23 protein-coding genes, 1 tRNA gene and 2 pseudogenes are annotated in these 26,587 nt (G+C 69.3%); 9 read left to right on the forward strand and 17 right to left on the reverse strand.

Features of this window, described 5'->3' with window-relative positions; all coding sequences use genetic code 11:
* Positions 1–53: 53 nt before the first annotated feature.
* From Q3Y56_RS16380 to Q3Y56_RS16405, 6 genes and pseudogenes are all read right to left on the reverse strand, one after another.
* Positions 54–515 carry a GNAT family N-acetyltransferase gene (locus Q3Y56_RS16380; RefSeq protein ID WP_304462654.1) on the reverse strand — a complete coding sequence of 154 codons (462 nt, stop codon included), beginning with the start codon at positions 513–515 and terminating at the stop codon, positions 54–56.
* 78 nt (positions 516–593) lie between these two features.
* Entirely contained in the window at positions 594–1,220 is a 627-nt protein-coding gene (locus Q3Y56_RS16385) for an NADPH-dependent F420 reductase (protein WP_304462655.1), read from the reverse strand.
* 127 nt (positions 1,221–1,347) lie between these two features.
* Positions 1,348–1,542: a DUF397 domain-containing protein gene (locus Q3Y56_RS16390; RefSeq protein ID WP_304462656.1), complete on the reverse strand. Its 195-nt coding sequence runs from the start codon at positions 1,540–1,542 to the stop codon at positions 1,348–1,350.
* 133 nt (positions 1,543–1,675) lie between these two features.
* A pseudogene (locus Q3Y56_RS16395) lies at positions 1,676–2,946 on the reverse strand (M20 family metallopeptidase).
* A 240-nt stretch (positions 2,947–3,186) separates the two neighbouring features.
* A pseudogene (locus tag Q3Y56_RS16400) lies at positions 3,187–3,357 on the reverse strand (DUF397 domain-containing protein); the annotation flags it as partial.
* Positions 3,357–4,205, reverse strand: a complete 849-nt coding sequence (locus Q3Y56_RS16405) for a helix-turn-helix transcriptional regulator (protein WP_304465642.1) — start codon at positions 4,203–4,205, stop codon at positions 3,357–3,359. The pseudogene Q3Y56_RS16400 and the gene Q3Y56_RS16405, both read right to left, overlap by 1 nt.
* A gap of 175 nt (positions 4,206–4,380) precedes the next feature.
* On the opposite strand from Q3Y56_RS16405, the gene Q3Y56_RS16410 reads away from it, so the two are divergent.
* Both Q3Y56_RS16410 and Q3Y56_RS16415 read left to right on the forward strand, forming a co-directional pair.
* Positions 4,381–4,836 (forward strand): ATP-binding protein, encoded by a 456-nt coding sequence (locus tag Q3Y56_RS16410; RefSeq protein WP_304462657.1) that lies wholly within the window; start codon positions 4,381–4,383, stop codon positions 4,834–4,836.
* 116 nt (positions 4,837–4,952) lie between these two features.
* Positions 4,953–5,525: a Uma2 family endonuclease gene (locus Q3Y56_RS16415; RefSeq protein ID WP_304462658.1), complete on the forward strand. Its 573-nt coding sequence runs from the start codon at positions 4,953–4,955 to the stop codon at positions 5,523–5,525.
* A gap of 95 nt (positions 5,526–5,620) precedes the next feature.
* Here the strand turns inward: Q3Y56_RS16415 and Q3Y56_RS16420 are convergent, their stop codons facing one another.
* Genes Q3Y56_RS16420 through dnaK form a run of 4 tightly spaced genes read right to left on the reverse strand, consistent with a single transcriptional unit; the run spans position 5,621 to position 9,867 of the window.
* Entirely contained in the window at positions 5,621–6,091 is a 471-nt protein-coding gene (locus tag Q3Y56_RS16420; RefSeq protein WP_304465643.1) for a heat shock protein transcriptional repressor HspR, read from the reverse strand.
* A gap of 27 nt (positions 6,092–6,118) precedes the next feature.
* On the reverse strand, positions 6,119–7,297 hold the full coding sequence (dnaJ, locus tag Q3Y56_RS16425; RefSeq protein WP_304462659.1) for a molecular chaperone DnaJ: 1,179 nt from the start codon (positions 7,295–7,297) through the stop codon (positions 6,119–6,121).
* 33 nt (positions 7,298–7,330) lie between these two features.
* Entirely contained in the window at positions 7,331–8,005 is a 675-nt protein-coding gene (gene grpE / locus Q3Y56_RS16430; protein ID WP_304462660.1) for a nucleotide exchange factor GrpE, read from the reverse strand.
* Positions 8,002–9,867 carry a molecular chaperone DnaK gene (gene dnaK / locus Q3Y56_RS16435; RefSeq protein WP_304462661.1) on the reverse strand — a complete coding sequence of 622 codons (1,866 nt, stop codon included), beginning with the start codon at positions 9,865–9,867 and terminating at the stop codon, positions 8,002–8,004. Before dnaK ends, grpE begins: the two co-directional genes overlap by 4 nt.
* 302 nt (positions 9,868–10,169) lie before the next feature.
* Between dnaK and Q3Y56_RS16440 the strand changes: the two genes are divergently transcribed.
* On the forward strand, positions 10,170–12,458 hold the full coding sequence (locus Q3Y56_RS16440; RefSeq protein WP_304462662.1) for a (Fe-S)-binding protein: 2,289 nt from the start codon (positions 10,170–10,172) through the stop codon (positions 12,456–12,458).
* Positions 12,459–12,533: 75 nt separating this feature from the next.
* On the opposite strand, the gene Q3Y56_RS16445 is transcribed toward Q3Y56_RS16440, so the two are convergent.
* A complete protein-coding gene (locus tag Q3Y56_RS16445) occupies positions 12,534–15,245 on the reverse strand; it encodes a SpoIIE family protein phosphatase (protein WP_304462663.1) in 2,712 nt (903 codons plus the stop codon).
* Positions 15,246–15,722: 477 nt separating this feature from the next.
* Between Q3Y56_RS16445 and Q3Y56_RS16450 the strand changes: the two genes are divergently transcribed.
* Positions 15,723–17,180 (forward strand): FG-GAP-like repeat-containing protein, encoded by a 1,458-nt coding sequence (locus tag Q3Y56_RS16450; protein WP_304462664.1) that lies wholly within the window; start codon positions 15,723–15,725, stop codon positions 17,178–17,180.
* 159 nt (positions 17,181–17,339) lie between these two features.
* On the forward strand, positions 17,340–18,431 hold the full coding sequence (locus tag Q3Y56_RS16455; RefSeq protein ID WP_304465644.1) for a YIP1 family protein: 1,092 nt from the start codon (positions 17,340–17,342) through the stop codon (positions 18,429–18,431).
* A gap of 103 nt (positions 18,432–18,534) precedes the next feature.
* On the opposite strand, the gene Q3Y56_RS16460 is transcribed toward Q3Y56_RS16455, so the two are convergent.
* The 3 genes from Q3Y56_RS16460 to Q3Y56_RS16470 all read right to left on the reverse strand — a co-directional run bounded on the left by Q3Y56_RS16460 (position 18,535) and on the right by Q3Y56_RS16470 (position 19,911).
* Positions 18,535–19,032, reverse strand: a complete 498-nt coding sequence (locus Q3Y56_RS16460) for a phosphoribosyltransferase (RefSeq protein WP_304462665.1) — start codon at positions 19,030–19,032, stop codon at positions 18,535–18,537.
* A gap of 5 nt (positions 19,033–19,037) precedes the next feature.
* Positions 19,038–19,613, reverse strand: coding sequence for a dCTP deaminase (gene dcd / locus Q3Y56_RS16465; RefSeq protein ID WP_304462666.1), 576 nt, complete (start codon positions 19,611–19,613; stop codon positions 19,038–19,040).
* Between the two features lie 133 nt (positions 19,614–19,746).
* Positions 19,747–19,911 carry a hypothetical protein gene (locus Q3Y56_RS16470; RefSeq protein ID WP_304462667.1) on the reverse strand — a complete coding sequence of 55 codons (165 nt, stop codon included), beginning with the start codon at positions 19,909–19,911 and terminating at the stop codon, positions 19,747–19,749.
* A gap of 257 nt (positions 19,912–20,168) precedes the next feature.
* Here Q3Y56_RS16470 and Q3Y56_RS16475 point away from each other — a divergent pair.
* Positions 20,169–20,242: transfer RNA gene (locus Q3Y56_RS16475), tRNA-Gly, on the forward strand.
* A gap of 613 nt (positions 20,243–20,855) precedes the next feature.
* Positions 20,856–21,617, forward strand: a complete 762-nt coding sequence (locus tag Q3Y56_RS16480; RefSeq protein ID WP_304462668.1) for a class I SAM-dependent methyltransferase — start codon at positions 20,856–20,858, stop codon at positions 21,615–21,617.
* A gap of 566 nt (positions 21,618–22,183) precedes the next feature.
* Here the strand turns inward: Q3Y56_RS16480 and Q3Y56_RS16485 are convergent.
* Complete coding sequence (locus Q3Y56_RS16485; protein ID WP_304462669.1) at positions 22,184–22,774, reverse strand: isochorismatase family protein; 591 nt, start codon at positions 22,772–22,774, stop codon at positions 22,184–22,186.
* A gap of 592 nt (positions 22,775–23,366) precedes the next feature.
* Between Q3Y56_RS16485 and Q3Y56_RS16490 the strand changes: the two genes are divergently transcribed.
* Entirely contained in the window at positions 23,367–23,642 is a 276-nt protein-coding gene (locus tag Q3Y56_RS16490; RefSeq protein WP_304462670.1) for an acyl-CoA-binding protein, read from the forward strand.
* A gap of 393 nt (positions 23,643–24,035) precedes the next feature.
* On the opposite strand, the gene Q3Y56_RS16495 is transcribed toward Q3Y56_RS16490, so the two are convergent.
* Positions 24,036–25,007, reverse strand: coding sequence for a quinone oxidoreductase (locus Q3Y56_RS16495; RefSeq protein ID WP_189735549.1), 972 nt, complete (start codon positions 25,005–25,007; stop codon positions 24,036–24,038).
* A gap of 399 nt (positions 25,008–25,406) precedes the next feature.
* Positions 25,407–25,682: an acyl-CoA-binding protein gene (locus Q3Y56_RS16500; protein ID WP_304462670.1), complete on the reverse strand. Its 276-nt coding sequence runs from the start codon at positions 25,680–25,682 to the stop codon at positions 25,407–25,409.
* Positions 25,683–25,948: 266 nt separating this feature from the next.
* On the opposite strand from Q3Y56_RS16500, the gene Q3Y56_RS16505 reads away from it, so the two are divergent.
* Positions 25,949–26,518: a peptidylprolyl isomerase gene (locus Q3Y56_RS16505; protein ID WP_304462671.1), complete on the forward strand. Its 570-nt coding sequence runs from the start codon at positions 25,949–25,951 to the stop codon at positions 26,516–26,518.
* Positions 26,519–26,587: the final 69 nt, after the last annotated feature.

Genomic DNA, 26,587 nt, shown 5'->3' on the forward strand with positions numbered 1-26,587 from the left:
GTCGACCTCGGGGGCCGCATGTTCACCCGGCTTCCGTCGACGTCGGAGTAGGGCTACCCCTGAGGCTGCCAGGTGTAGCGGACGTCCGGCTCGCCTTCCTCATTGCGCTGTCCGTCGGTCTGCTCGACCGCGGTGAAGCCGTGCCGCTCGTAGAACCGCCGGGCCGGCCCGTTGACGTGGAACGTCCACAGCCCGAGCCCATGGGGCCGTTGCCGCTTGGCCAGTTCCATGAACCGGTCGCCGACACCGCGGCCGCGCCAGGACGGATCGAGGTAGAGCTGTTCGAGCTCCCCGCCATCGAGCACGAGGAGCCCGATCACCGCGCCCTCGGCGACGGCCACCCAGGTCTCGTACTGGGGCACGACCACGGTGGAAATCCACCCCCGCACCTCGTCGTCGCCGTGCGCGCGGCGCACGGTCGGCAGCGCGGCGGCGAAGGACCGCAGCCACACGTCGGCGATGTCGGCCGCGTCGGAGTCCACCGCACGCCGCAACACGAGCTCAGCACCGTTCATAACGCGCGACTATCGCAGAGCCCTTGGTTGCGGGAAGGGGCGGGGTAGGGGAAACCCACCAGCCCCCAACGGCAGGCCCTAGGCGGAGCGGCGGGTGACCACCTTGATGTTGAACGTGTGGGCACCCAGACCGCCCGCGATGCCCGAGAAGAGCAGGGCGAAGTGCTCCTGTCCGCGTGCGGTGGTGATACCGCCGATGTCCAGCTGGGACGACGGGGGCCAGCCGAGGTCGGTGAGCAGCCGACCGGTGGTCCGTTTGGCTTCGGCGTCGTCGCCGGAGAGGAAGACGGTGCTCGGGCCGTCGAGACCGTCCGGGTCGGTCATCGCGGTGGAGTCCATGGTGCACAGCGTCTTGACGACGGGGGTCAGGGGGAAGGCTTCCTGGATCTGTTCACCCAGGCTGCTGTTGGGGTGCGACAGCTCGGTGAAGTCGTCGGAGAGGCCGACCCCGACATCGATCAGCAGGGTGCCGGCCAGCGCCGGTGCCCCGATGGAGTGCAGCAGTTCCACGGAGACGTCCCCTGGGGTGGCGTTGACCAGTACCTCTGCGTGGGCGGCTGTCTCGCTCAGGCCCGCCACGGGGAGACCGAGGTCTGTCCGTTCCTCAGGCCGACGTGAACCAAGGAGCACGTCGTGCCCTGCGGCGCTCCAACCGTGAGCCAGTGCTCGGGCGACGTTTCCGGTGCCAAGTAGTCCTATACGCATGCTGTGACGCTAACCGTCGCCGGGGCCCGGCGAATCGGACCGCAGACCCGGGTGGACCGGCGCCAAAGACGTAGTCCTGTGGTCTCTCGCCACCCACGCCGTCCCGGCGCCGCGCGGCACCAGCCGCTCAGCTGTCTCCGTCGAACCGGCCGGACTTCGCGGCGCGGAGGAAGGCGGCGAGGGTGGTGGGGGTGGTGGCGAGGACGACGGCGGGGTCGTCGCCCTCGCGGAGCCGTACGAGGCCGTCAGCTGCGCTGAGCTCCACGCAGTTGTTGTCCGGGCCGGTTCCGGAGAACGACGACTTCCGCCAGACCGCAGCCACACGTCGGCGATGTCGGCCGCGTCGGAGTCCACTGCTCGCCGAAACACGAGCTCGGAAGTGCTCACAGCGCGCGACTATCGCAGATGGGCGATCCCGACGCATCCGGATTCGAGATCGCCTCGCGGCCTACGCCCTACGCCCCGCGCTCTGTCCGCGCCGCCATCCAGCCCGCCATCGCCCGTACGCCGAGGCCGATGGCACGCTCGTCCGGGGCGAATTCGGGGAAGTGCGGGTAGCCGGCCGTGACGGGTGCGCCGGGGGCACGGACGCCGAGGAAGGTGTACGTGCCGGGGACGCGGTCCAGGTAGAGGGCGAAGTCCTCGCCGCTGAACGGAGGGAACGCGGCATGGAGCACGGTGACCGCGTCGCGGCCCAGTGTGCGGCGCAGGTGGTTGGCGAGCACGCGGGCGTCGCGCTCCGGACAGACCATGGCCGGGAACGGCTCGGCGGGGAAGCTCACCCCGGCCCCGCGTACGACCTGGCCAGTCGGCGAATGTCCTCGCGTATCTCCGTGTACCGCTCCTGCGGCCAGCAGCGGTAGGACACACTCACCTTGGCCTCCTGTGCCCTGGCCCGGACGACCAGGAACCGGGCCAGCGGCCCGTCGGGCGTCTGGGCGTCGGCAACCATCCGCTCAATGTCCGCGGGCGTCTGCGGCGGTGCCACCGTGGCGAGCGCGCCGATCTCGGCGGCCAGTCGGCGCGCGGCGTCGGGCGCGTCCGGCCCCGGGAGAGTCACCTCCGCCTTGTCCTGGCCCGGCATCCCATAGCCCGGCGTCACGGCGAACTGGCCGACAGGGAACGGCCCGCAGTGCAGGGCGTGGATCTCCTCGACGCCGGTGCGCTCCAGCACGCCCGCGTCGATCAGCGCGCGGGCCCCGGTCAGGCTCTCCTCGGCGGGCTGGAAGAGGAAGACCACTGTTCCACTCAGTTGCCGCCGCAGCCGCGCCAGGACCCGCGCGACGCCGAGGGCCACCGCGGTGTGGACGTCATGCCCGCAGAGGTGAGCCGCCGCCGGACCGCCCCCCACGATGTCCTTGGGCGGCACCGCGTCCATGTCGGCCCGGTACGCGACGGTCCGGCCCGGACGTGAGCCGCGCAGGACGCCGACGACGCCGTGGCCGCCCACCCCGGTGGCGACGGTCAGCCCGGCCGCTCGCAGCTCTCGGGCCACCACACCGGCGGTGCGCCGCTCCTGCCCCGGCATCTCGGGGTGCCGATGGATATCCCGCCGCAGCTCGATCAGCCCGCGCTCCAGCCGCGCCACCTCGGCGTCCACCGCGCCTTGCGCCACCGGCCCTCGCCACCCACCGGCGACGGCCCTCCCCGCCGTTCCCCACACCGTTCCCACACCGACTGCCGCGGCGCCGGCCAGCAGCGTACGGCGCGCGAGCGTGTCCTCCATGGGACGCTTCACCGTTCCCCCTTCGTGGTCGGTCACGTGGCCTTCCGGAGCGCTGGACGGGGACGTCGGCTCGCGGGCACCGCGTGCGGTGCCGTCGCCCCCCCCCGCTGATCGGAAGACCTGTGAGGACAGGATCGCCGCACGCGGATGCCGTTGCCCATCCGGCCAGCCACCGCTTAGGGGTGGAGGTAACCCCCGCCCCCGCGGCTCGCCGTCGAACCGGCCGGCCTTCGCGGCGCGGAGGAAGGCGGCGAGGGTGGCGGGGGTGGTGGTGAGGACGACGGTGGGGTCGTCGCTCTCGCGGAGCCGTACGGAGCCGCCGGCTGCGCCGAGCTCCACGCATTCGTTGTTCTGGAATCCGCCGGAGAACGAGCTCTTCCGCCAGGGCGCTTCCCGTGAGGGCATTTGCATCACAGTTCCTGGACGATGCGGTCGATGAGATCCCGCGATTCCGACGCGGACAGCGCCGTAGCCTCCAGCGTACTGAATACTTCTCGATAGCCGCACAGTTGCCTCTCGTCATCGACGAAGATGCTCCCGTTCACGACGTCGAATTGGGCCGTGTCGAGCTGCCGCACCGGGCCCTCTACGTAGAGCATCGAGAACGCTGCTGAGAAGCGCTCGCGAGCGAAAGGGATCACTTGCAGGTTCACGGCAGGTCGGTGCGACTCACGTAGCAGCAGTTCCAGCTGGCCACGCGCGACCTTGCGGTCCCCCGCCTTGATGCGCAGCGCTGCTTCGTGAACGACCATCCTGATTTCAGGCGGATCCTCTCGGTCGAGAATCTGACGGCGCGCCTGGCGGAAGTCCGACAGAGTGTCGGAGAGCTCGCGGGACACCTCGTACGGCGCGTTGGCGAAGAGGGCACGGCTGTGCTCCTCCGTTTGAAAGAGGCCCGGAACATGCACCATCTGGAACAGCTTGATGGAACGGGCATGGTGTTCCAGCTCCGCGAGATCAAGCAGTGCGGCACCGACCGTGCTCCGGTACTGCTCCCACCAACCGCGCTTCTGCCGCCCCGTCATCGCCGCGAGCGCGTCAACCAACGCCGTGTCCGTCACGCCGTACTGGGCGGCCAGGGCGCGCACGCGCTCGCCACTCACCGCACGACGGCCCGCCTCCAGGTGCGACAGGTCGCCCTGCTTCATATCGGCTACGCGGGCAGCCTGCCCTGCGGGGATGCCCGCACGCTCGCGCAACTTCCTCAGCTCCGCGCCCAACCGCGCTTGTCGCGCAGTGGGGTTGCTTCTCCGCGGCATGGACTTCACTTCCTCCTCAGGGGCTCGCGACGCCACTGTGCCACGGCACGACCCGATCGGGCGAAGAAGCCAAGACGAGGTTGCGGGGAGCCATAAATAGCTCCTACGTTGAGTGTTGCGCCGCTCACACACCGCAGCATGCGCCACGGCTCAAGCGTGCCCACAGGAGGCCCGTATGCCCATGCCCCACACCCAACAGGACGTCGCCCCCTTCGAATACTGCATCCACGTCCCCAACGACCCCCGGGCCGTATCCGTCGCCAGAGCCAGCCTCCACAAGATGCTCCTCGCGCACGGGCTGCCCGAACTCATCGACCGTGCCGAGCTGTTGGCCACCGAATTACTGACCAACGCCATCGTGCACTCCGGCGGCGAGGCCGACATCCGGATCAGCTGGACCGCCGACGAGAAGCTCCGACTCATGGTCTGGGACAACGGCCCCGCACCACTCGTCATCAAGGACCCCGACGACCCCGACGGCGACGGCGAGAGCGGGCGCGGGCTGCTCCTGCTCACGGTGGTCGCCGACACGTGGAGCACGTTCCCGCTCAAGGGCGAGCTGTGGGGCACGGCCGCCAAGGTCGTCTGCTGCGAGATCGGCAGGAAGCCCCGAGGTCTGTGGGCGTTGTGAGGGCGCGGTGCATAAGGCTGCCACTCCTGAGAGTGAACCTCTCCGCTGAACCCACCATCGGCGCCGCGCGCGGCCGACACTGGACCACATCCATTAAGGGGGGCAGCATGACTGCTATGACACACGAGCCGACTCCTACCCCGGAGCAGATCCTCCTGGAGGACTTTCTGGCTCTGGAGACCCCCGAAGGCTTCAAGGCCGAGCTCATCGAGGGGGAAATCGTCGTGTCACCGACGCCCGACGGCGACCACGAGGACCACATCAGCACCATCACCCGACAAGTGCTGCGAAATTCAGCAACAGACATGGATGCCTCGGGTACCAAAGGGCTCCTTCTCCCACGAGGCGGCCTGTGCCCGAAGAACCACGCTATCCCCGATATCACCTTCGCCCCGCGCGACCTGCGCCTCTTTCGAGGAGCGCCGTCCTGGATGCCCTGCGACGGAGTCGCCATGGTGGCCGAAGTGACCAGCAGCAAGCCCGAACGTGATCGCATCGCCAAGCGGCACTGCTACGCACGCGGCGGGATCCCGCTCTACCTGCTGGTGGACCGGGAGGAAGGCATGGTCACGCTGCTCAGCGAGCCCGCGTCCGAGGACTACACCGAGGTCCACTCCGCCGCCTTCGGCAAGACGATCACGCTGCCCGAGCCGTTCGCCTTCGAACTGGACACCGCGGATTTCGTCTGACCTCGGGCAGTCACCCCGCACATCGAAGGGGCCGGGAGAGCATCCGCTCTCCCGGCCCCTTCGATGTCTGACGCAGCCGCTCCGCGGCTCCGCGGCTACTCCGGCCGCTTAGGCCGCCACACCACCAGCGCGCTCGTCTGCTGCACCTGGTCGTACGGGACGAGGTCCCGCCGGTACGACGCGTGCACCTGCGCCTCGCGCTGCTGCATCGCCGCCGCCGCGCCCTCGACCGCCGCGGTCAGTTCCGCGACGCGGGCCTGGAGCGCCGCGACCTGGTTCTCCAGTTCGATGATGCGCTTGATGCCGGCCAGGTTGATGCCCTCCTCCTGCGACAACTGCTGTACCTGGCGGAGCAGTTCGATGTCGCGGGCCGAGTAGCGGCGGCCGCGGCCCGCGGTGCGGTCGGGGGAGACCAGGCCGAGCCGGTCGTACTGCCGCAGGGTCTGCGGGTGCAGGCCCGAGAGCTGTGCCGCCACCGAGATGACGTACACCGGTGTCTCGTCGGTCAGTTGGTACGGATTGCGGGGAGCCCGGCCGCCGCCGCGTCCGCCACCGGCGCCCTGCATTCCGCCTCGCCCGTCCACCACCATGGGTCATGCTCCCTTCGCGGCCTGGAACAGCTCCGCCCGCGGGTCCTGGCCCGCGGTGGCCTCCCGGTACGACTCCAGCGCCTCGCGCGCCTTGTCGTCGAGCTCCTTGGGTACGGCGACCTCCACCGTGACCAGCAGGTCACCGCGGCTGCCGTCCTTGCGCACCGCGCCCTTGCCGCGGGCGCGCATCGTACGGCCGTTGGGCGTGCCCGCGGGCAGCTTGAGCGTGACCGGCGGGCCGCCGAGGGTCGGCACCTTCACCTCGCCGCCGAGCGCGGCCTCCACGAAGGAGACCGGCACGGTGACCGTGAGGTTGTCGTCCTTGCGGCCGAAGACCGGGTGCGGGTCGACGTGGACGACGACATAGAGGTCGCCGGCCGGGCCGCCGGTCTCGCCCGGTGCGCCCTTGCCGCGCAGCCGGATCCGCTGCCCGTCGCTGACGCCCGCGGGGATACGGACCTGCATGGTGCGCGCGGAGCGGGCGCGCCCGCTGCCCTTGCACACGTCGCAGGGGTTCTCGGCGATCAGACCCCGGCCCCGGCAGTCCGCGCACGGGTCGGTGAGCGAGAAGCCCCCGCCCGCGCCCCGGCTGACCTGGCCGGTGCCGACGCAGGTGGGGCAGACCCGCGGCGTGCCGTTCTTGTCGCCCGTGCCCGAACACGTCTTGCACGGGGCCTGGCTGGACATCCGCAGCGGGACGGTGGCCCCCTCCACGGCCTCGGTGAAGCTCAGCGTCACCTCGGACTCGATGTCCTGGCCGCGGCGCGGCTGGGTGCGGGCCGTGCCCCGGCCGCCGAACAGGCCGCCGAAGACGTCGCCGAGCCCGCCGCCGAAGCCGCCCGCGCCACCACCGGGCTGGCCCGCGCCGCCGAAGAGGTCGCCGAGGTCGAAGTTGAAGCTGCCGCCGCCCGGGCCGCCGGGACCGGGGCGGAAGCCGCCGTTCCCGAACAGCGCGCGGGCCTCGTCGTACTCCTTGCGGCGCTTGGCGTCCGCGAGCACGTCGTTGGCCTCGGAGATCTCCTTGAAGCGCTCCTCGGCCTTGGCGTCGCCCTTGTTGGCGTCCGGGTGGAACTCGCGGGCGAGCTTCCGGTACGCCTTCTTGATCTCCGCCTCGGTGGCGTCCTTCGGGACGCCGAGGACCTTGTACAGGTCCTTCTCCAGCACATCCCTGCTCAGGCTCATCCCCGGCGTCCCTCCTTCCTCGTCACCACTGCGTCAGCCCTCTTCCGGGCCACCGCTCTCCTCGTCGGGCGTCTCATCGGACTTGGGCTGGGCCCCCGGCTGGGGCTCGGCCACCGCGACCCGCGCCGGGCGGATCGTACGCTCGCCGATCCGATACCCCGGCTGCAGAATCTGCACGCACGTGGTCTCGGTGACGTCCGGCGCGTAGCTGTGCATCAGCGCCTCGTGCACCAGCGGGTCGAAGGGCTCGCCCTCCTTGCCGAACTGCTGCAGTCCCATCTTGGCGGCGACGGTCTCCAGCGACTCGGCGACCGACTTGAAGCCGCCGACCAGCTCGCCGTGCTCCCGGGCGCGGCCGATGTCGTCGAGCACCGGCAGCAGTTCGGACAGCAGGTTCGCGACGGCGATCTCCTTGACCGTCACCCGGTCCCGCTCCACGCGGCGGCGGTAGTTCTGGTACTCCGCCTGGAGCCGCTGGAGGTCGGCCGTGCGCTCGTTGAGCGCGGTGCGGACCTGGTCCAGCTGCGCCTGGACGCCGACGGTGGACAGCCCGTCCCCGCCCGGGGCCTCCGGGCCGGCCTTGTCGGCCGGCCCGGCGCCCTTGGCCTTGTCGTCAGGGGACTTCGCGGTGGAGGCGTCCCCCTCCTTCTCGGGGGCGGAGGAGGGGACCTCGGGCTGCTCCTCGAAGCCCGGAGTCTCCTCCGTCATGCGGCACCACCCTGCCCGCCGGCGGCCTTCTCGTCGTCGACGATCTCGGCGTCGACGACGTCGTCGTCGGCCTTCGGGGCGGAGCCGTCAGGACCCGGGGCACCGGCGCCGCCCGCGGCCTGCTGGGCCTGGGCGTCGGCGTACAGCGCCTGGCCGAGCTTCTGGCTGACGGCCGCGACCTTCTCGGTGGCGGTGCGGATCTCGGCGGTGTCCTCGCCCGCGAGCTTCTCCTTGAGCTCGCCGACGGCGGTCTCGACCTCGGTCTTCACCTCGGCCGGCACCTTGTCCTCGTTGTCCTTGAGGAACTTCTCCGTCTGGTAGACGAGCTGCTCGGCCTGGTTGCGGGTCTCGGCGGCCTCGCGGCGCTTGTGGTCCTCCTCCGCGTACTGCTCGGCCTCGCGCATCATGCGGTCGATGTCGTCCTTCGGCAGCGCGGAGCCACCGGTGACGGTCATCTTCTGCTCCTTGCCCGTGCCCAGGTCCTTCGCGGCCACGTGCATGATGCCGTTGGCGTCGATGTCGAAGGCGACCTCGATCTGCGGGACGCCGCGCGGGGCCGGCGGCAGACCGGTCAGCTCGAACATGCCGAGCTTCTTGTTGTACGCGGCGATCTCGCGCTCGCCCTGGTAGACCTGGATCTGCACCGACGGCTGGTTGTCCTCGGCCGTGGTGAAGATCTCCGAGCGCTTGGTCGGGATGGTCGTGTTGCGCTCGATCAGCTTGGTCATGATGCCGCCCTTGGTCTCGATACCGAGGGACAGCGGGGTGACGTCGAGCAGCAGGACGTCCTTGACCTCGCCCTTGAGGACACCGGCCTGGAGCGAGGCGCCGATGGCGACGACCTCGTCCGGGTTCACACCCTTGTTGGCCTCCTTGCCGCCGGTCAGCTCCTTGACGAGCTCGGCGACGGCCGGCATGCGGGTGGAGCCGCCGACCAGCACCACGTGGTCGATCTCGGAGAGGCTGATGCCCGCGTCCTTGATCACGTTGTGGAACGGGGTCTTGCAGCGCTCCAGAAGGTCCGCGGTCAGCTGCTGGAACTGGGCGCGGGTGAGCTTCTCGTCCAGGTGCAGCGGGCCCTCGGCGGACGCCGTGATGTACGGCAGGTTGATCGAGGTCTCGGTGGAGGAGGACAGCTCGATCTTGGCCTTCTCGGCGGCCTCGCGGAGGCGCTGGAGGGCCATCTTGTCCTTGGAAAGGTCCACGCCGTGGCCGGCGTGGAACTGCTTGACCAGGTAGTCGACGACGCGCTGGTCCCAGTCGTCACCACCGAGGTGGTTGTCACCGTTGGTGGCCTTCACCTCGACCACGCCGTCGCCGATCTCCAGCAGCGAGACGTCGAAGGTGCCGCCGCCGAGGTCGAAGACGAGGATCGTCTGGTCGTCCTTGTCCAGCCCGTAGGCGAGGGCGGCCGCAGTAGGCTCGTTGACGATACGCAGGACGTTCAGCCCGGCGATCTCACCGGCCTCCTTGGTGGCCTGACGCTCGGAGTCGTTGAAGTACGCAGGAACCGTGATGACCGCGTCCGTGACCTTCTCACCCAGGTACGCCTCGGCGTCCCGCTTCAGCTTCTGCAGGATGAAGGCGCTGATCTGCTGCGGGTTGAAGTCCTTGCCGTCCAGGCCGATCTTCCAGTCGGTGCCCATGTGGCGCTTGACCGAGCGGATCGTCCGGTCGACGTTGGTGACCGCCTGGCGCTTGGCGACCTCGCCGACGAGCACCTCACCGTTCTTCGCGAAGGCCACAACGGACGGCGTGGTCCTGGCGCCCTCGGCGTTGGTGATGACGGTGGGCTCACCGCCTTCGAGCACACTGACGACGGAGTTCGTCGTACCCAGGTCGATGCCGACCGCACGTGCCATTTCGGAATCCTCCAGCTACAGCATTGAGTGGAACAGGCTCAAGCCTGCATGATCAACTTTTTCGTGTCAACAGACATGAGTCGGCCCCGCTCAACTTTTATGTCGAGCTTATGAGCAGCAACGAAGGGAAGCGCCGTGGGCGACAAGGAAGATGGGGAGGTCAGGGCAGCCTGAGCGACACAGATCACCGGCCGGTCGACTGCATGGGTCCGTGAAACCTCGGTAATCTCGGCAGAGACCGGATAAGTTACTGCTTAGTAATCACTCATCATCACCGCTCTCGCAGGTCCGAGGAGCCACCCATGCAACTCGCCGCGATCATTGTGTCGCTGGTCCTCATCGCGATCGGCGTCGCGCTGTTCGGCCGCGCCATCCTGCAGATCTACCGCTTCATGCAGCTCGGCCAGCCCGTCCCCGCCGGCTCCCGGACCAACGACCCCAAGCAGCGCACGATCACGGTGGTCAAGGAGTTCCTCGGCCACACCCGCATGAACAAGTGGGGCATCGTCGGCATCGCGCACTGGTTCGTGGCGGTGGGCTTCTTCTCCCTGCTGCTGACGATCGCCAACGCCATCGGCCAGCTCTTCCAGTCCGACTGGCTGCTGCCGGTCATCGGCGGCTGGCTGCCGTGGGAGATGTTCGTCGAGTTCATGGGCCTGATGACGACGGTGGGCATCGTGACCCTGATCGTCATCCGGCAGCTGAACCGGCCGGGCGGGGCGGGCCGCAAGTCCCGCTTCGCGGGCTCCAACACCGGCCAGGCGTACTTCGTCGAGTCCGTCATCCTCATCGTCGGCATCTCGATCATGACGCTGCACGCCCTGGAGGGCGCCCAGCACCACGTCGACAGCTACGAGCCCGGCTTCTTCGCCTCGTACCCCCTGGTCGCGGCCTTCAAGGGACTGAGCGTCAGCACGCTCCAGAACCTCACCTACCTCTTCGCGATGATCAAGATCGCGACGTCCTTCATCTGGATGATCACGGTCTCCCTCAGGACCGACATGGGTGTCGCCTGGCACCGCTTCCTCGGCTTCCCGAACATCTGGTTCAAGCGCGAGTCCAGCGGCGACGTGGCGCTCGGCGCGCTCCAGCCGATGACCTCCGGCGGCAAGCCGATCGACTTCGAGGACCCGGGCGAGGACGACGTCTTCGGTGTGTCGAAGATCGAGGAGTTCTCCTGGAAGGGCCTGCTCGACTTCTCCACCTGCACCGAGTGCGGCCGCTGCCAGTCGCAGTGCCCGGCCTGGAACACCGGCAAGCCGCTGTCGCCGAAGCTGCTGATCATGGCGCTGCGCGACCACGCGCACGCCAAGGCCCCGTACCTGCTCGCCGGCGGCGGCAAGGACATGGAGGGCACGGAGAAGGCGACCGAGGAGCAGCTCGCCGACGTGCCCGCCGCGGCGCTGGCCGAGGCCGAGCGGCCGCTGATCGGCACCCTCGAAGAGAACGGCGTCATCGACCCGGACGTGCTGTGGTCCTGCACCACCTGCGGCGCCTGCGTCGAGCAGTGCCCGGTCGACATCGAGCACGTCGACCACATCGTCGACATGCGCCGCTACCAGGTGATGATCGAGAGCTCCTTCCCGTCCGAGGCGGGCACGATGCTCAAGAACCTGGAGAAGAAGGGCAACCCCTGGGGCCTGGCCAAGAAGCAGCGCCTGGCGTGGACCAAGGAGGTCGACTTCGAGGTCCCGGTCGTCGGCAAGGACATCGAGGACCTCACCGAGGTCGACTACCTGTACTGGGTCGGCTGCGCCGGGGCCCTGGAGGACCGGGCCAAGAAGACCACCAAGGCCTTCGCGGAGCTGCTGCACATGGCGGGCGTGAAGTTCGCGATCATGGGCGGCGACGAGGCGTGCACCGGTGACTCGGCCCGCCGCCTGGGCAACGAGTTCCTCTTCCAGCAGCTCGGCCAGCAGAACGTCGAGATGCTGAACATGGCGTTCGGTGAGGATGCCGACGAGGGCGTCACGGTCGAGAAGTCGAAGAAGAAGATCGTCGCGACCTGCCCGCACTGCTTCAACACGATCGCCAACGAGTACCCGCAGCTGGGCGGCGAGTACGAGGTCATCCACCACACCCAGCTGCTCCAGCACCTCATCGACGAGGGCAAGCTGATCCCGGTGACCCCGGTCGAGGGGCTCATCACCTACCACGACCCGTGCTACCTGGGCCGCCACAACAAGGTCTACACGCCGCCGCGCGAGATCATCGCCAAGGTGCCGGGCCTGCGGAACGAGGAGATGCACCGCCACAAGGAGCGGGGCTTCTGCTGCGGCGCGGGCGGTGCGCGGATGTGGATGGAGGAGCGGATCGGCAAGCGCATCAACAACGAGCGTGTTGATGAGGCGCTGTCGTTGAATCCGGACATCATTTCGACTGCGTGCCCGTTCTGCCTCGTCATGCTGACCGACTCGGTCAACGCCAAGACAGCATCTAATAGCGGCTCCGCCGCGGGCGACGGCAAGGCCAAGGAGTCGATCCAGGTCGTGGACGTCGCGCAGCTGCTGCTGGAGTCGGTGAAGACCCCGGTGGAGCCGGAGGGCGACGGAGAGACGGCGGAGGAGCCGGCGCCCGAACCGGTGAAGTAACGCCTGTTGGGCTGTAGGTAAGGGGCTGGTGCCATGGGCACCAGCCCCTTACGCGTAGGCCCTTACGTCCGCCCCTTACGCGTACGCGTGCTTGGCGCCCGGCAGCGGCTGCTCCGCCCAGATGATCTTGCCTTCCGGCGTGTACCGGGTGCCCCATCGCTCCGCGTACTGCGAGACCAGGAACAGCCCTCGCCCGCCCTCATCCGTGGTCGCCGCGTACCGCAGATGCGGCGAGGTGCTGCCGGCGTCCGACACCTCGCAGATCAGGGTCCGGTCGTACAGCAGCCGTACCCGGATCGGACCCGCCGCGTGCCGGATGGCGTTGGTGATCAGCTCGCTGAGGATCAGCCCGGTGGTGAACGCGAGCTCCGCCAGCCCCCACCCGGCGAGGGTGCCGGCCACCGCCGCCCGCATGGCCGCGACCTCCGCCGGATCCGACGCCACCTGCCACTGGGCGATCCGCTCGGCCGGAAGCGCCCGCGTACGGGCCACGATCAGAGCGACGTCGTCGCCGGGCCGGTCGGGGAGCAGCTCGCCGAGCACCGCCTGGCACGTCTCCTCCGGGTCGCGACCCACCGGCTCCGCCGACTCCGCGGCCCCCGCCGAGTGCGCGGTCCCCACCGCCCCCGCCGAGGCCGCGGCATCCGGCTCCGCCAGGGACGCGCGCAGCAGCTCCAGGCCCTCGTCGATGTCCCGGTCGCGCTTCTCGACGAGCCCGTCGGTGTACAGCACCAGGCTGCTGCCCTCGGGCAGTTCGAACTCGGCCGTCTCGAAGGGCAGCCCGCCGAGGCCCAGCGGCGGCCCGCTGGGCAGGTCCACGAACTCCACCTTCCCGTCCGGGTGCACCAGCGCGGGCGGCAGATGCCCGGCCCGCGCCATCGTGCAGCGCCGGGACACCGGGTCGTAGATCGCGTACAGGCAGGTCGCACCGGTGACCGCCTTGGCGGAGCCCTCCTGCTCCGCGTCCTCCCGGTCGATCCGGGCGATCAGCTCGTCCAGATGGGACAGCAGTTCGTCCGGCGGCATGTCGAGGGCGGAGAAGTTGTGCACGGCGGTGCGGAGCCGGCCCATGGTCGCGGCGGCGTGCAGGCCGTGGCCGACGACGTCCCCGACGACGAGGGCCACCCGCGCGCCCGGCAGCGGAATGACGTCGAACCAGTCGCCGCCGACGCCCGACTGGGCGGGCAGATAGCGGTAGGCGACGTCGAGCGCGCTCTGCTGGGGCAGCACCCGGGGCAGCAGGCTGCGCTGGAGCGTCACCGCCATGGTGTGCTCGCGCGTGTAGCGGCGGGCGTTGTCGATGCTGACCGCCGCGCGCGCCACCAGTTCCTCGGCCAGCGACAGGTCCTCGTCGTCGAACGGGTCCGGCTTCTGGGACCGCCAGAAGCTCGCCACGCCCAGCACCACACCACGCGCGCGGAGCGGCACGGCGATCATCGAGTGGATGCCGAACGCGACGATCTCGCGGGCCTTGCCGGGGTCCTGCGACTGCCACCCGCCATACGCGGCCAGATCGGGCTCGATGGCCGCCGTGCCGTTGTCGTAGCTCCAGCCCTGCGGGGTGGTCGGTACGAAGTCGATCAGCTTGCCGAGCGGGAAGAGCGGGGCGTCGTCGCGCACACCGCACACGGCCGTACGGCGCAGCGCCGCCCGCTCCTCCGGCTCCTCGCCATGCAGCACGGCGTCGGACAGGTCGACGGTGACGTAGTCGGCGACGCGCCGCACCGCGTACGCGGCCAGCTCCTCGGCCGTGCGCGCCACATCGAGCCCGGTGCCGATCCGCACGCTCGCGTCGTAGAGGGTCTTGAGCCGCTTGCGGGCCAGGTCGACGGAGTCGGACAGCTGCTGGAGCTCGGTGGTGTCGCGCAGGGTGGCGACGCTGCCGGGCGGGCCGCCGTGCCGGTCGGTGGGCCGGTGGCTGACCGACAGCAGCCGGTCCCCCGCGACGTGCACCTCGTCGGTGGTGGCGCGCCCCGAGACCAGCAGCGCGGCGGAGTACGGGGCCAGGCCCAGCTCGGCCACCCGCCGCCCCTCGGCGTCCGGCGGCAGGTCCAGCAGCCGGCGCGCCTCGTCGTTGGCGAGCACCAGCCGGCCGTCGCCGTCGACGATCAGCACCCCTTCGCGCACGGAGTGGAGCACCGCGTCGTGGTGCTCGTACATCCGCGTCATCTCGCCCGGGTCCAGGCCGTGGGTCTGCCGCCGCAGCCGCCTGCTGACCAGCGCGGTCCCGGCGGTGGCCAGCGCGAGCGCGGCGACCGCGGCGCCGATCACCAGCGGCAGCTGGCGGTCGACCACGTCGCCGACCCGCTCGACGGTGATCCCGGCGGCGACCAGGCCGACGACCGTGCCGCGCTCGTCGGTGACCGGGACGACGGCCCGTACGGAGGGGCCGAGGGTGCCGGTGAAGGTCTCCACGACCGTCCGGCCGTGCTCGGCGGGCTCGATCGTGCCCATGAAGCGCCGGCCGATGTGTTCGGGGTTCGGGTGGGTCCAGCGGATGCCCTTCGGCGACATGACGACGACGAAGTCGACACCGGACGCCTCGCGCGCCGCCTCGGCGCGCCCCTGCAGAGCGGCGGTCGGGTCGGTGCCGTGCAGCGCGTCGACCAGCCCCGGGGAGCGCGCGAAGGTGGCGGCGACGGCGAGGGAGCGGTGCCGGGCCTCCTGCGTGCTGTCGTGCCGCGACTGGAGTACGAGGGCGACGACGGCGGCGACGACGACCAGCAGGACGACCGACACCTGGAGGACGAAGACCTGGCCCGCGACGGTCCGCACGCGGCGTCGCACTTCAGGTCCGTGGCCTCGGCTCATCTGTGTGCGGGGGCGCCGACGGCCCGGGCGCACGCGTCCGTCTAACATCCCGCTACGCCGCGGCCGCGTCCCGTCGCGCCATGCGGCCAGGTTCGTGTGGGCGGTCCCGCTCGACCATGACGTTCCCCCGTTCAACGATGTCGTACCGGACATCCGATCCTGGCGGCGAAGTACCCCGGATCACAACAGGATCGGCGATCTCGGCAGCTTCATGCCCGAAGTTCCCCACCCGGACCGTACAGCAGGGCGGCTCAGCGCCACGTAAACCGCCCTTCTCGCACCCAGGGGCGAAATCCAGCCACCGACATACAACCTTCGGCCATCACCATGGGTCTCCTCTTCGCCGACCGCCGCCCTACCCGGCCTGAACCCCCGGCGAACCGCGGCGCTCCGGCACCCCCGTCAACTGTGGATGTCCCCCACGCATCCCCGCATGCCGCAGGAGAACTCCGCGTGCACAAGCACCACCGCATCGCCCTCGCTGCCGCCGCCGTGGCCGCCCTCACCGGCGGGCTGCTCACGGCCGTCGCGGGCCAGGCCGCCGCCGCCCCGACCGGCGTCCAGGGCGACTTCGACCACGACGGATTCCGCGACCTCGCGGTCTCCTCCCCGTACGCGAGCGTCGCCGGACAGGCCCAGGCCGGGCAGATCACGATCCTGTACGGGTCGCAGGACGGCGCCGGGGCCACCCGCCGCGCCACCATCACCCAGAACTCGGCGGGCGTCCCCGGCACCGCCGAGAAGGGCGACTCCTTCGGCGCCACCACCCACGCCGGCGACTTCAACGGCGACGGCTACGCCGACCTCGCCGTCGGCGCGCCCGGCGAGGACGTCGCCGGCGACACCGACGGCGGCACCACCGAGATCATCTGGGGCTCGGCCACCGGCCTGTCCGGCGGCACCACCATCGCCGACCCGGCGCCGCACGACCACGACCGCTTCGGCACGGCCGTCGCCGCGGGCGACTTCGACGGCGACGCGAAGACCGACCTGGTCGTCGGCGACTCCTCCGCCACCCTCCGCCTCTTCAAGGGCGGCATCGCCAAGTCCGGTACGGCGGGCTCCAAGGCGGCCGTCAGCACGCCGATCCTCGGCGGCGGCGACGCGGGCGCGATCAGCCTCACCCCCGGTGACGTGAACGCCGACGGCAGGACGGACCTCGTGGTCAACGGCGTCGAGGGCACCAACTCCGGCGAGTACCTCTACAACGCCAACTACTACCTGCCCGGCACCGCCTCCGGCCTCGGCTCGGGCGACGCGATGAAGCTGCCCGCCGGCGTCATCACCGCCATCGGCGACGTCAACGGCGACGGCTACGGCGACCTGGTCACCGGCCTGCACTGGGACGACACCGTGCCCGGCACCACGAAGGGCGGCAAGGTGACCGTCCGGTACGGCTCGGCGAGCGGCCCGTCCGGCGACACCGCCGCCATCACCCAGGACTCCGGCGCCATCCCCGGCAGCTCGGAGACGGGCGACTCCTTCGGCTGGGAGGTCACGCTCGGGGACGTCAACGGCGACTCCATCCAGGACCTGGCCATCGGCGCCCCCGCCGAGGACCTCGGGAGCGCCACCGAGACCGGCGCCGTCACCGTCGTCTACGGCTCGACCGGCGGCCTGGACACCACCACCGGCGTGCAGTACTTCCAGCAGGACACCGAGGGCGTGCCGGGCTCCAACGAGGGTTACGACCACTTCGGCGGGGAGGTCTTCCTCTCCGACGTCACCGGTGACGGCAAGGCGGATCTGACGATCGGTGCGAACGGCGAGAACGACGGCAACGGCGCGGTCGTCGCGCTCCGTTCGGACGGCACGCGGATCGTCACGGCCGGAGCGCGCTCTTACGCACCGTCAGCGGTCGGCGTGAGCACGGCGGGCTACCCGCAGTTCGGCAGCGTCATCTCGGGCTGACACCACCCGGCACCACCGGTAGCCGGCACCACCGGTAGTCGGCACAACGGTTGGTGCGAACCCCCCAGGGTTCCCCTAAGGGATGTCACAGCTCGGCCGCAATGCCGGGCCTGTTACCGCAGGCCCGGCATAGCGGACCCGGCGACCAGGTACGTTCGAATCGTGGCTGGATTCAGGATGGGACGTGGACGGGACTCCCGCTCCACGCAACAGGGGCCGCAGGGCCAGCCGGGGCACTACCCCGGGCAGCAACCACCGCGAGCGCCGTACGGGCAGCAGACCCCGCCCGGCGCTCCGTACGGCGGACCGCAGGCCCCGCGCGGCGGCGCTCCGTACGGCGGCGGCGGTCAGGCCCCGTACGGCGGCGCACCCCAGGCCCCGCGCGGCGGTCAGGCTCCGTACGGTCGGCAGCAGGGCGGACCGCGGCCTCCGTACGGCGGACAGCCGCAGTGGTCGCCGCAGGACGACGGGCCGGAGTACTTCGACGGCCAGGACGGCCAGGACCCGTACCGCGACGGCCACGACCCGTACCGCGCGCACGGCGCCCCCGGCGGCCACCCCGGCGGTGACCCCGGACAGACCCAGCAGTTCAGCCTGGGCGAGGCGCCCGACTACGACCCGTACGGCCGCCAGGACCCGGGCCCGGGATACGCCCCCGACCCGTACGGCGACGACTACGGCACGGGCGGGCCCGCGGGCCCGCCGCCCGGCCCCCGCCTGCACTGGAAGGACCTGCTGCGCGGCATCGTGCTGCGCCCGGCGGACACCTTCTGGCGGATGCGGGACCACGCGATGTGGGGTCCGGCGCTGATCGTCACGTTCGTCTACGGCCTGCTCGCGGTCTTCGGCTTCGACAAGGCCCGCGAGGACGTGCTGAACGCGTCGATGTCGAACAGCATCCCGGCGATGGCCTGCACCGGTGTGGCGATGGTGCTCGGCGGCCTCGTGCTGGGCGCGGTCACCCACACCCTGGCCCGCCAGCTCGGCGGCGACGGCATGTGGGCGCCGACGATCGGCCTGTCGATGCTGATCATGTCGGTCACGGACGCGCCGCGACTGCTGTTCGCGATGTTCCTGGGCGGCGACAGCCTGTTCGTGCAGGCGCTGGGCTGGGCGACGTGGGTGGCGGCGGGTGCGCTGTTCACCTCGATGGTGAGCAAGTCGCACGACCTGCCGTGGCCGAAGGCGCTGGGGGCGTCGTCGATCCAGCTGATAGGGCTGCTGAGCCTGCTCAAGCTGGGCACGCTGTAGCGGGCGAACGCAGCCGAACGCGAAAGGACCCCGGCGGGAAGCCGGGGTCCTTTCGCGTTATGCGTTTGTGCTCGCTGCCGCTGCCCTTAGGCGCCGCTGCCCCTCAGGCGTCGAGGATCTGCCCCGGGCGCCGGACGACGGGGGGCTCGACGCTCCACGGGAAGTTGATCCAGTCGTCGGTCCGCTTCCACACGTACTCGCACTTCACGAGGGAGTGCGACTTCTCGTAGATCACGGCGCTGCGTACGTCGGCGACGGTGCCGACGCAGAAGTCGTGGACGAGCTTGAGCGTCTTGCCGGTGTCGGCGACGTCGTCGGCGATCAGGACCTTCTTGTCGGAGAAGTCGATCGCATTCGGGACGGGCGCCAGCATGACGGGCATCTCCAGGGTCGTCCCCACGCCCGTGTAGAACTCCACGTTCACCAGGTGGATGTTCTTGCAGTCCAGCGCGTAGGCCAGCCCGCCGGCGACGAAGACACCGCCCCGCGCGATGGACAGCACGATGTCGGGCTCGAACCCGTCGTCGGCGATCGTCTGCGCCAGCTCGCGGATGGCGCCGCCGAAGCGCTCGTAGGTGAGGTTCTCTCGTACGTCACTCATGCCAGTCACACCTGCGTCCGGTGGAATTTCAGAAACGAGCGCGAGGGCGTGGGGCCACGCTGCCCCTGGTACCGGGAGCCGTACCGCGTGGAGCCGTAGGGGTGCTCGGCGGGCGAGGTCAGCTGGAACATGCACAGCTGCCCGATCTTCATCCCCGGCCACAGCTTGATGGGCAGCGTCGCGACGTTCGACAGCTCCAGGGTGACGTGCCCGGAGAACCCCGGGTCGATGAACCCGGCGGTCGAGTGCGTCAGCAGCCCCAGCCGCCCCAGGCTGGACTTGCCCTCCAGCCGGGAGGCGATGTCGTCGGGCAGGGTGATGACCTCGTAGGTCGAGGCGAGCACGAACTCCCCGGGGTGCAGGATGAACGGCTCATCGCCCTCCGGCTCGACCAGCCGCGTCAGGTCGGCCTGCTCGACGGCGGGGTCGATGTGCGGATAGCGGTGGTTCTCGAACACCCGGAAGAAGCGGTCGAGCCGCACATCGATGCTCGACGGCTGAACCATGTCCGGGTCGTACGGATCGATCCGCACCCGCCCGGCGTCGATCTGGGCGCGGATGTCCTTGTCAGAGAGAAGCACGGGACGAGGATACGCAAACGACGCGGACACCGCGGGCCCGCCCCAACGCGGACACCGCGTCCCGCGCGATTCCCACCGCTTCACCGCGCCCCGATGATCTACGCGGCCACCGCTTTCGATCTACCGCTTCGATCTATCGCTTCTGAAGCTGCACCGGCACCGCATGGCGCAACCGCGCGCACTGCGGACAACGCAGCAGCCGCCCGGGCCCGATCCGATCGGCGCCGAGGTTCTGCATCGGGAACGAAGCGGTGCTGAACACGTGCCCTTCGGCACAACGGACGACGGTGCGCTCCATCGAGTCCCTTCCCCGAGAACGTGAAAGACAAAAGCCACATTAGGGGATGAACAGGCCGCTGTTCCACGCGGCACTCCGACCCCCCACCGTACGCCCAACCCGACCCGCCCGCAGTCACATCGCCACCCGCATCACCACCGTCGACACCCCTCCCTCACCCCCCTCAACAGCACGAAGACCCCGGGCCGATGCGGCTGGGGTCAGGAATGGGGTACAGTGTGCGACGATGCGGCACTGAGAGATCAGCGCCCCGCTTCGCGGGTGTAGTTTAATGGTAGAACATGAGCTTCCCAAGCTCAGAGCGCGAGTTCGATTCTCGTCACCCGCTCCATAGCGAAGGCCCAGGTCAGAGACCTGGGCCTTGTTGGTTATCTAGACCATTTACGGGGCGCGTGCCATTCGCGTGCCATAAGGGACCGATTACCGCGCCGAATGGGGCAGCGCAAGCCCCGATCCAGAGGCGCGCCATCGAGTTGTCTCGAATCGCGAGACGCATTTTGCATGACCTGCGCCACTCTCGGGGTGGGGGTGGTGCATGTGCACGGGTGCGAAGCCCCTCTGAGCCCGCGCAGTCGACACACACACCGCATGTTGGGCGGCATTCACGCTGCCAATGTCGCAGGCGTGAATGAGGTGTTGTGCGTGCCGACGGATTCGGTTGGTGGAACGGTTCGTGGGCGGCGGCACCTTGCCGACGACCGGGGCCTTCGGGCGGGAGCCTGCACAGTTGACGCCTCCGGCGCTGGACCACGTCGACACGGTGCCGGTGTCCCCGGCTAGTGCTGATGCGTTTGCGCACCTGAGCCCTTCGGCGGCCGCGCCTCTCGACATGGCGCTGGTACTGGGCGCCTCTGGTCGGCGGACCGATGGCCGATCCGCGACACAGCCACGGTGTACGAGGTATGCGATGGCCCATCCATGGGCTGAGCTGCGACGATCAAGCCATGTCGCGCGCATTCGAGGAACTGGTGGCCGAGGCCGACGCTGTATCGGTGGAGGGCTGGGACTTCTCCTGGCTCGACGGGCGGGCCAGTGAGGAGCGCCCCTCGTGGGGCTACCAGCGCTCGATGGGAGAGCGGATGGCACGTGCCCGCGCGGCGCTGGACATCCAGACCGGCGGCGGCGAGGTCCTCGCCGGGGTTCCGAAACTCCCGGCCCTGACAGTGGCCACGGAATCCTGGCCGCCGAACCTCGCCGAGGCGACCAGACTGCTGCATCCACGCGGAGTGGCGGTCGTCGCCGACGAGGACGAGCCGCCCCTCCCGTTCGCCGACGAAGCCTTCGACCTGGTGGTCAGCCGCCACCCCGTCAACACCTGGTGGGAGGAGATCGCCCGGGTCCTGCAACCCGGCGGCACCTACTTCTCCCAGCAGGTCGGCCCGGCCAGCGTCTTCGAACTCGTCGAGTACTTCCTGGGACCGCAGCCGCCCGAGGTACGACGCAAGCGCCATCCCGACGACGCCCGCGCCACCGCCGAGGCCGCCGGCCTGGAGGTCGTCGACCTGCGCTCGGAATCCCTGCGCACCGAGTTCTTCGACATCGGCGCGGTGATCTACTTCCTGCGGAAGGTGATCTGGATGGTCCCGGGGTTCACCGTCGACCAGTACCAAGACAGGCTCAGGCATCTGCACGACCACATCCAGGCCGACGGCCCCTTCGTCGCGCACACCACACGCTTCCTGATCGAAGCCCGCAAACCCGCCTGAGAGGAGTACGCGCCGGACAGCGGCCTCGACCGGGGCAACCGGACTGGTGGCCGGTTCCCGACACGGCTCGCCGAGACGGACCAGCAGGCAGGTCAGGGTCCGTACGGGCGTCTCAACGCCTCACAGTGGCCGCCCCCACTCATTCGAGTGATCAGCACATGATCACGTGGTGGCCTGGGTGACATCGCTGCGAGCCTGGCAAGGCTCCGAAATCGGAGCACGCATCGCGTGAACGAAGGGAAACCCGTATGCGCCGCAGTGCCGCCGCAACACTCGGAGCCGCCGCACTTGTCGCTGTGCTCGCTACACCTGCCAGCGCCGATGACCCCTTCGGCCCCAATGTGTACGGTTCTGCGCAAGGGTCCGTGCAAGGTTCCCTGGGGATGGCGGGGGTGCCGGCATCAGGTGACTGGAGCTGGAATTGGAGGTCCAACGTGCAGAGCCAAAACGGCCTGGCCAACATCGCCACCGGCGGAAACCTGTGCACCGGACTGGTCGGCGTCCTGGCCCCCGCCAACAGTTGCGGGCCCTCCTGACAGGCTGCCCTACCAGCGACGGCACCTGCTTCAGGCGAGGACGACTGGCTCGCCGTTCAGCGCCACACCTGCGCGGCGTAGCTCGCTGATCGCGGTGCTGGTGGTGTCGGCGGCAACGCCGGCGGTGTAGTCGAGCAGGACCCGTACCGCGAAGCCCGCTCGTACGCCGTCCAGCGCGGTGGCCTTCACGCAGTGGTCGGTGGCGATGCCGACGACGTCGAGATCGCTGACGTCGCGGGCACGCAGCCAGTCGGCCAGGGACGTGCCGTCCTGGGCCGAGCCCTCGAAACCGCTCTTCGAGGCGGAGTAGGCACCCTTGTAGAAGACCTCGTCGACGGCCCCGGAAGCGACGGCAGGCGCGAAGTCCGGATGGAATTCGCCTCCCTCACCGCCGACGACGCAGTGCGCGGGGAAGGAGTTCTCGAAGTCGGGGTGCTCGGAGAAGTGGGCCCCCGGGTCGACGTGGTGGTCACGGGTGGCGACGATATACGCGTAACCCCCGTCGGCGCGCCGCACCAGGTCGGCGATGGCGACGGCCCTGTCCGCGCCGCCCTTCACCGGAATACTGCCGCCCTCGCAGAAGTCCTTCTGCACATCGACGACGATCAGAGCACGGCGCACAGCTCAATCCTTTCCTTGCAGGAACCCATGCCCGTATGCCTGCCCATCCGCTATGAACGGGCACACCACGGGCCCGTCATTCACCTGACCAGCCCCGGCCCGCACGCGCTCGGTCCTCGCTGTCGCACGAGTTCGACCAGCTCGTCGCCCTTCGGACGATCTGACGGAGCGACTGGTCGGGGCGCGGGGATCAAGGTGATTCGACCGAAAGACAACGCTGCCAAGTGCGGCTGCGCGGCGGCCAGCCGCCAGAGCCAGCAGCAACAAGGAGCCGAGTGGACGGCGCAGCCGCGGAAGGCGCTGGTCAGCCAGGCAGAGCGACACGCGCTGACCAGCACAGCGGGAAGTGATCTTGAGGCGCCCGGGAACGATCAACCGTGCAGCGCCGTATGACGCCAGCTCAACGCATTCCGTCGGTTGGCCCCGGTCAGCGCCAGGACGATCACGGCGACCGTGGACAGCTGTCCCGTCGCATCGAAGGTTGAGCAGTCTCACTGAACGTTGAGCGCCGGTGAGGCTCGTCCACGGCACCCAAAGTTATGGTGTGCATACGGAATGTGATACTGCGTGGGCGACCAGGAAGGACGAGGCAATGGCTGATGCGGCGTCGACGGGAAATGTCTACTTCGTTAGAGCTAGCGAGGAGGTCAAGACACTGTCGTACACGCCCAGCAACGAGAACATGCTTGAGCTCTATGGCCTGTTCAAGCAGGGCATTCTCGGCGACAACGAGACGGACGCGCCGGGAGTGTTCAGCCTCACCGCCAAAGCGAAGTGGAACGCGTGGAAGGAGAAGGCGGGCATGTCACAGGTGGAAGCACAGGCGCAGTACATCGCACTCGTCGAGAAGCTCAAGGCTGCCCAATAGCGTTGCCTAGCGCTCAACGTTCAGTGAGACTGCTCAACCTTCGATGCGACGGGACAGCACCGCCTCGAACCCCCGGATTGCACGGGTTCATTGGACACGACGCCTCCGTGTCGTCAAACGATCGTTTGCCGACAGGCCGGGCCGGCTTGATCCGGCCGCCCGGGTCCACTGTGCTTGACAGCGGACTGTCCGGGCGGGTCGGGCGGTGGGAGGCTGCGGATCGTGTGTGACGAAACGCGGTCGACGGTCGGCCGGGCATCACGGCTCTGCCTGCGCTCGCACCGCAGCTGGCTCCCGTTAGCGGTCATCACCCGGGATCGCGGACACAGCTGCGCGGGATCGACGCCTGGCGGAAGCCACGTTCCTGCAGGTCAGTCAATTCCGTCGGTTGCCCTAGGGGATGACGAGTAGCTTGCCGGTGGTACGCCGAGCCTCCAGATCGCGGTGAGCTTGGGCGACCTCGGCGAGCGGGTAGCGGGCCGTCACGGTGGTCTCAAGCGCCTTGGTGCGCACCAATTCAAGCACGTCGGCGGCGCGCCGGAGCAGCTCGGACCGATCGGCGATGAAGTGCCCGAGGCTTGGCCGGATCAGGGTCAGCGAACCGCCCTGGGCGAGCCGGATGGGGTCGAAGGGCGGCACTGCACCACTCGCGGCGCCGAAGAGCACCAGGTGGCCGCGGGTTCGCAGGCTGGCGAGGCTCGCATCGAAGGTGTCCCTGCCGACGCCGTCGAAGACGACAGGCAGGCCCTGGCCGCCATGGAGCCGCTTCACCTCGGCCGCGAGATCGTCCACTGCAGAGTAGAGGATCACCTCGGCGGCCCCGGCGCGCCGCGCCAGCTGGGCCTTCTCCGGTGTCGAGGTTGTGCCGATCACTCTGCCGCCGAGATGGGTGATGAGCTGGGTCAGCACAAGCCCCATGCCGCCGGCAGCAGCGTGCACGAGCACCGTGTCGCCTGGCTGGACCGGGTAGGCGTCCTTGACGAGGTAGTGCGCCGTCATGCCCTGCAGCAGCACGGCGGCGGCGGCCTCGAAGTCGACGCCGTCGGGCAGGGGCACGAGCCGGGAGGAGTCCACGACGGCCTGCTCTGCATAGGTGCCGGGAATCTCCACCCAGCCGACCCGGTCTCCCACAGCGACGTGGGTGACGCCGGGTCCAACCTCGAGGACCGTGCCCGCGCCCTCAGTGCCCGGGGTGAAGGGCAGCGGGAGGGTGTACCGGCCCTGGCGGTGGTATACGTCGAGGAAGTTGACGCCGGACGCGGCGACCTCCACGACCGCCTGGCCCGGGCCCGGCATCGGTTGATCAATGTCGACCAGTCGCAGCACCTCGGGACCGCCCACTTCGGAAACCTGAATCGCTCGCATGACCCCTCCTGAAACGGCTAACTTCCCTCACCAACTCCGGTCGTGGCGATCCGATTCCCGCTCGCGGTGAGGTGTCGAAGCCGTCTCGTGCCCACGTGGGAGAAGGGTGCCACCGACGGAATGGGCCTGCCCAGGTGACGAAACGCGGTCGACGGTCGGCCGGGCATCACGGCTCTGCCTGCGCTCGCACCGCAGCTGGCTCCCGTTAGCGGTCATCACCCGGGATCGCGGACACAGCTGCGCGGGATCGACGCCTGGCGGAAGCCACGTTCCTGCAGGTCAGTCAATTCCGTCGGTGGCCCTTGTTCATGCACATTGATCCGTGCAGCTCTACGCGTCCTGCTGTCCCGTCGCATCGAAGGTTGAGCAGTCTCACTGAACGTTGAGCGCTAGGCAACGCTATTGGGCAGCCTTGAGCTTCTCGACGAGTGCGATGTACTGCGCCTGTGCTTCCACCTGTGACATGCCCGCCTTCTCCTTCCACGCGTTCCACTTCGCTTTGGCGGTGAGGCTGAACACTCCCGGCGCGTCCGTCTCGTTGTCGCCGAGAATGCCCTGCTTGAACAGGCCATAGAGCTCAAGCATGTTCTCGTTGCTGGGCGTGTACGACAGTGTCTTGACCTCCTCGCTAGCTCTAACGAAGTAGACATTTCCCGTCGACGCCGCATCAGCCATTGCCTCGTCCTTCCTGGTCGCCCACGCAGTATCACATTCCGTATGCACACCATAACTTTGGGTGCCGTGGACGAGCCTCACCGGCGCTCAACGTTCAGTGAGACTGCTCAACCTTCGATGCGACGGGACAACAGCAGGCCGGCCATGGTCGTCACCAACACGAGCAGGCGAACGCTGTTTCGCGGCTCAACCTGCATGTTGTCCCTCCCCGCGCCGCTGGCCTCGCCATACTTCGATGGACACCTCACGAAGGGAAGGGAACCCCTGTGGACTTTCCAGAGATCGATGTCCCAGGCAGCGGCGCGCTCTTCGCCCGCCTGAGCACCTCGCTCGGCGAGATCGTGGTACGTCTCGAAGAAGAGCGCGCTCCGAAGACCGTGAAGAACTTCGTCGGGCTGGCCACCGGCAGGATCGACTGGAAAGACCCTGCCACCGGGGCCTCCATGAAGGGCACGCCCCTCTACGACGGGGTACGGTTCCACCGCGTCATCCCTGGTTTCATGATCCAGTGCGGTGATCCCCTCTCCCGCCATACCGACCAGGCCCTGCGGTGGGGCACCGGTGGGCCGGGTTACAAGTTCACCGACGAGTTTCACCCCGAGCTTCGTCACGACGGATCAGGCGTCTTGTCGATGGCCAACAGCGGGCCGAACAGCAACGGATCCCAGTGGTTCATCACCGACGGACCGACCCCGCATCTGAACGGGAAACACTCCGTCTTCGGCCGGATCGTGCGCGGCCAGGACGTCGTCGCCTGTATCGCCAACGTGGCCACCACCCGCGACCGCCCGAACCAGGACATCATGCTCACCACGGTGCAGTTGTTCCGGGAGTGACCACCCCGCCCGCGCTGGTCCAGGCGAGCATCCGCGCGCCGGGACCAGCGCGGAGCATGGACAGCAGGT

It is taken from the genome of Streptomyces sp. XD-27 (assembly GCF_030553055.1).
Taxonomy (GTDB): Bacteria; Actinomycetota; Actinomycetes; order Streptomycetales; family Streptomycetaceae; genus Streptomyces.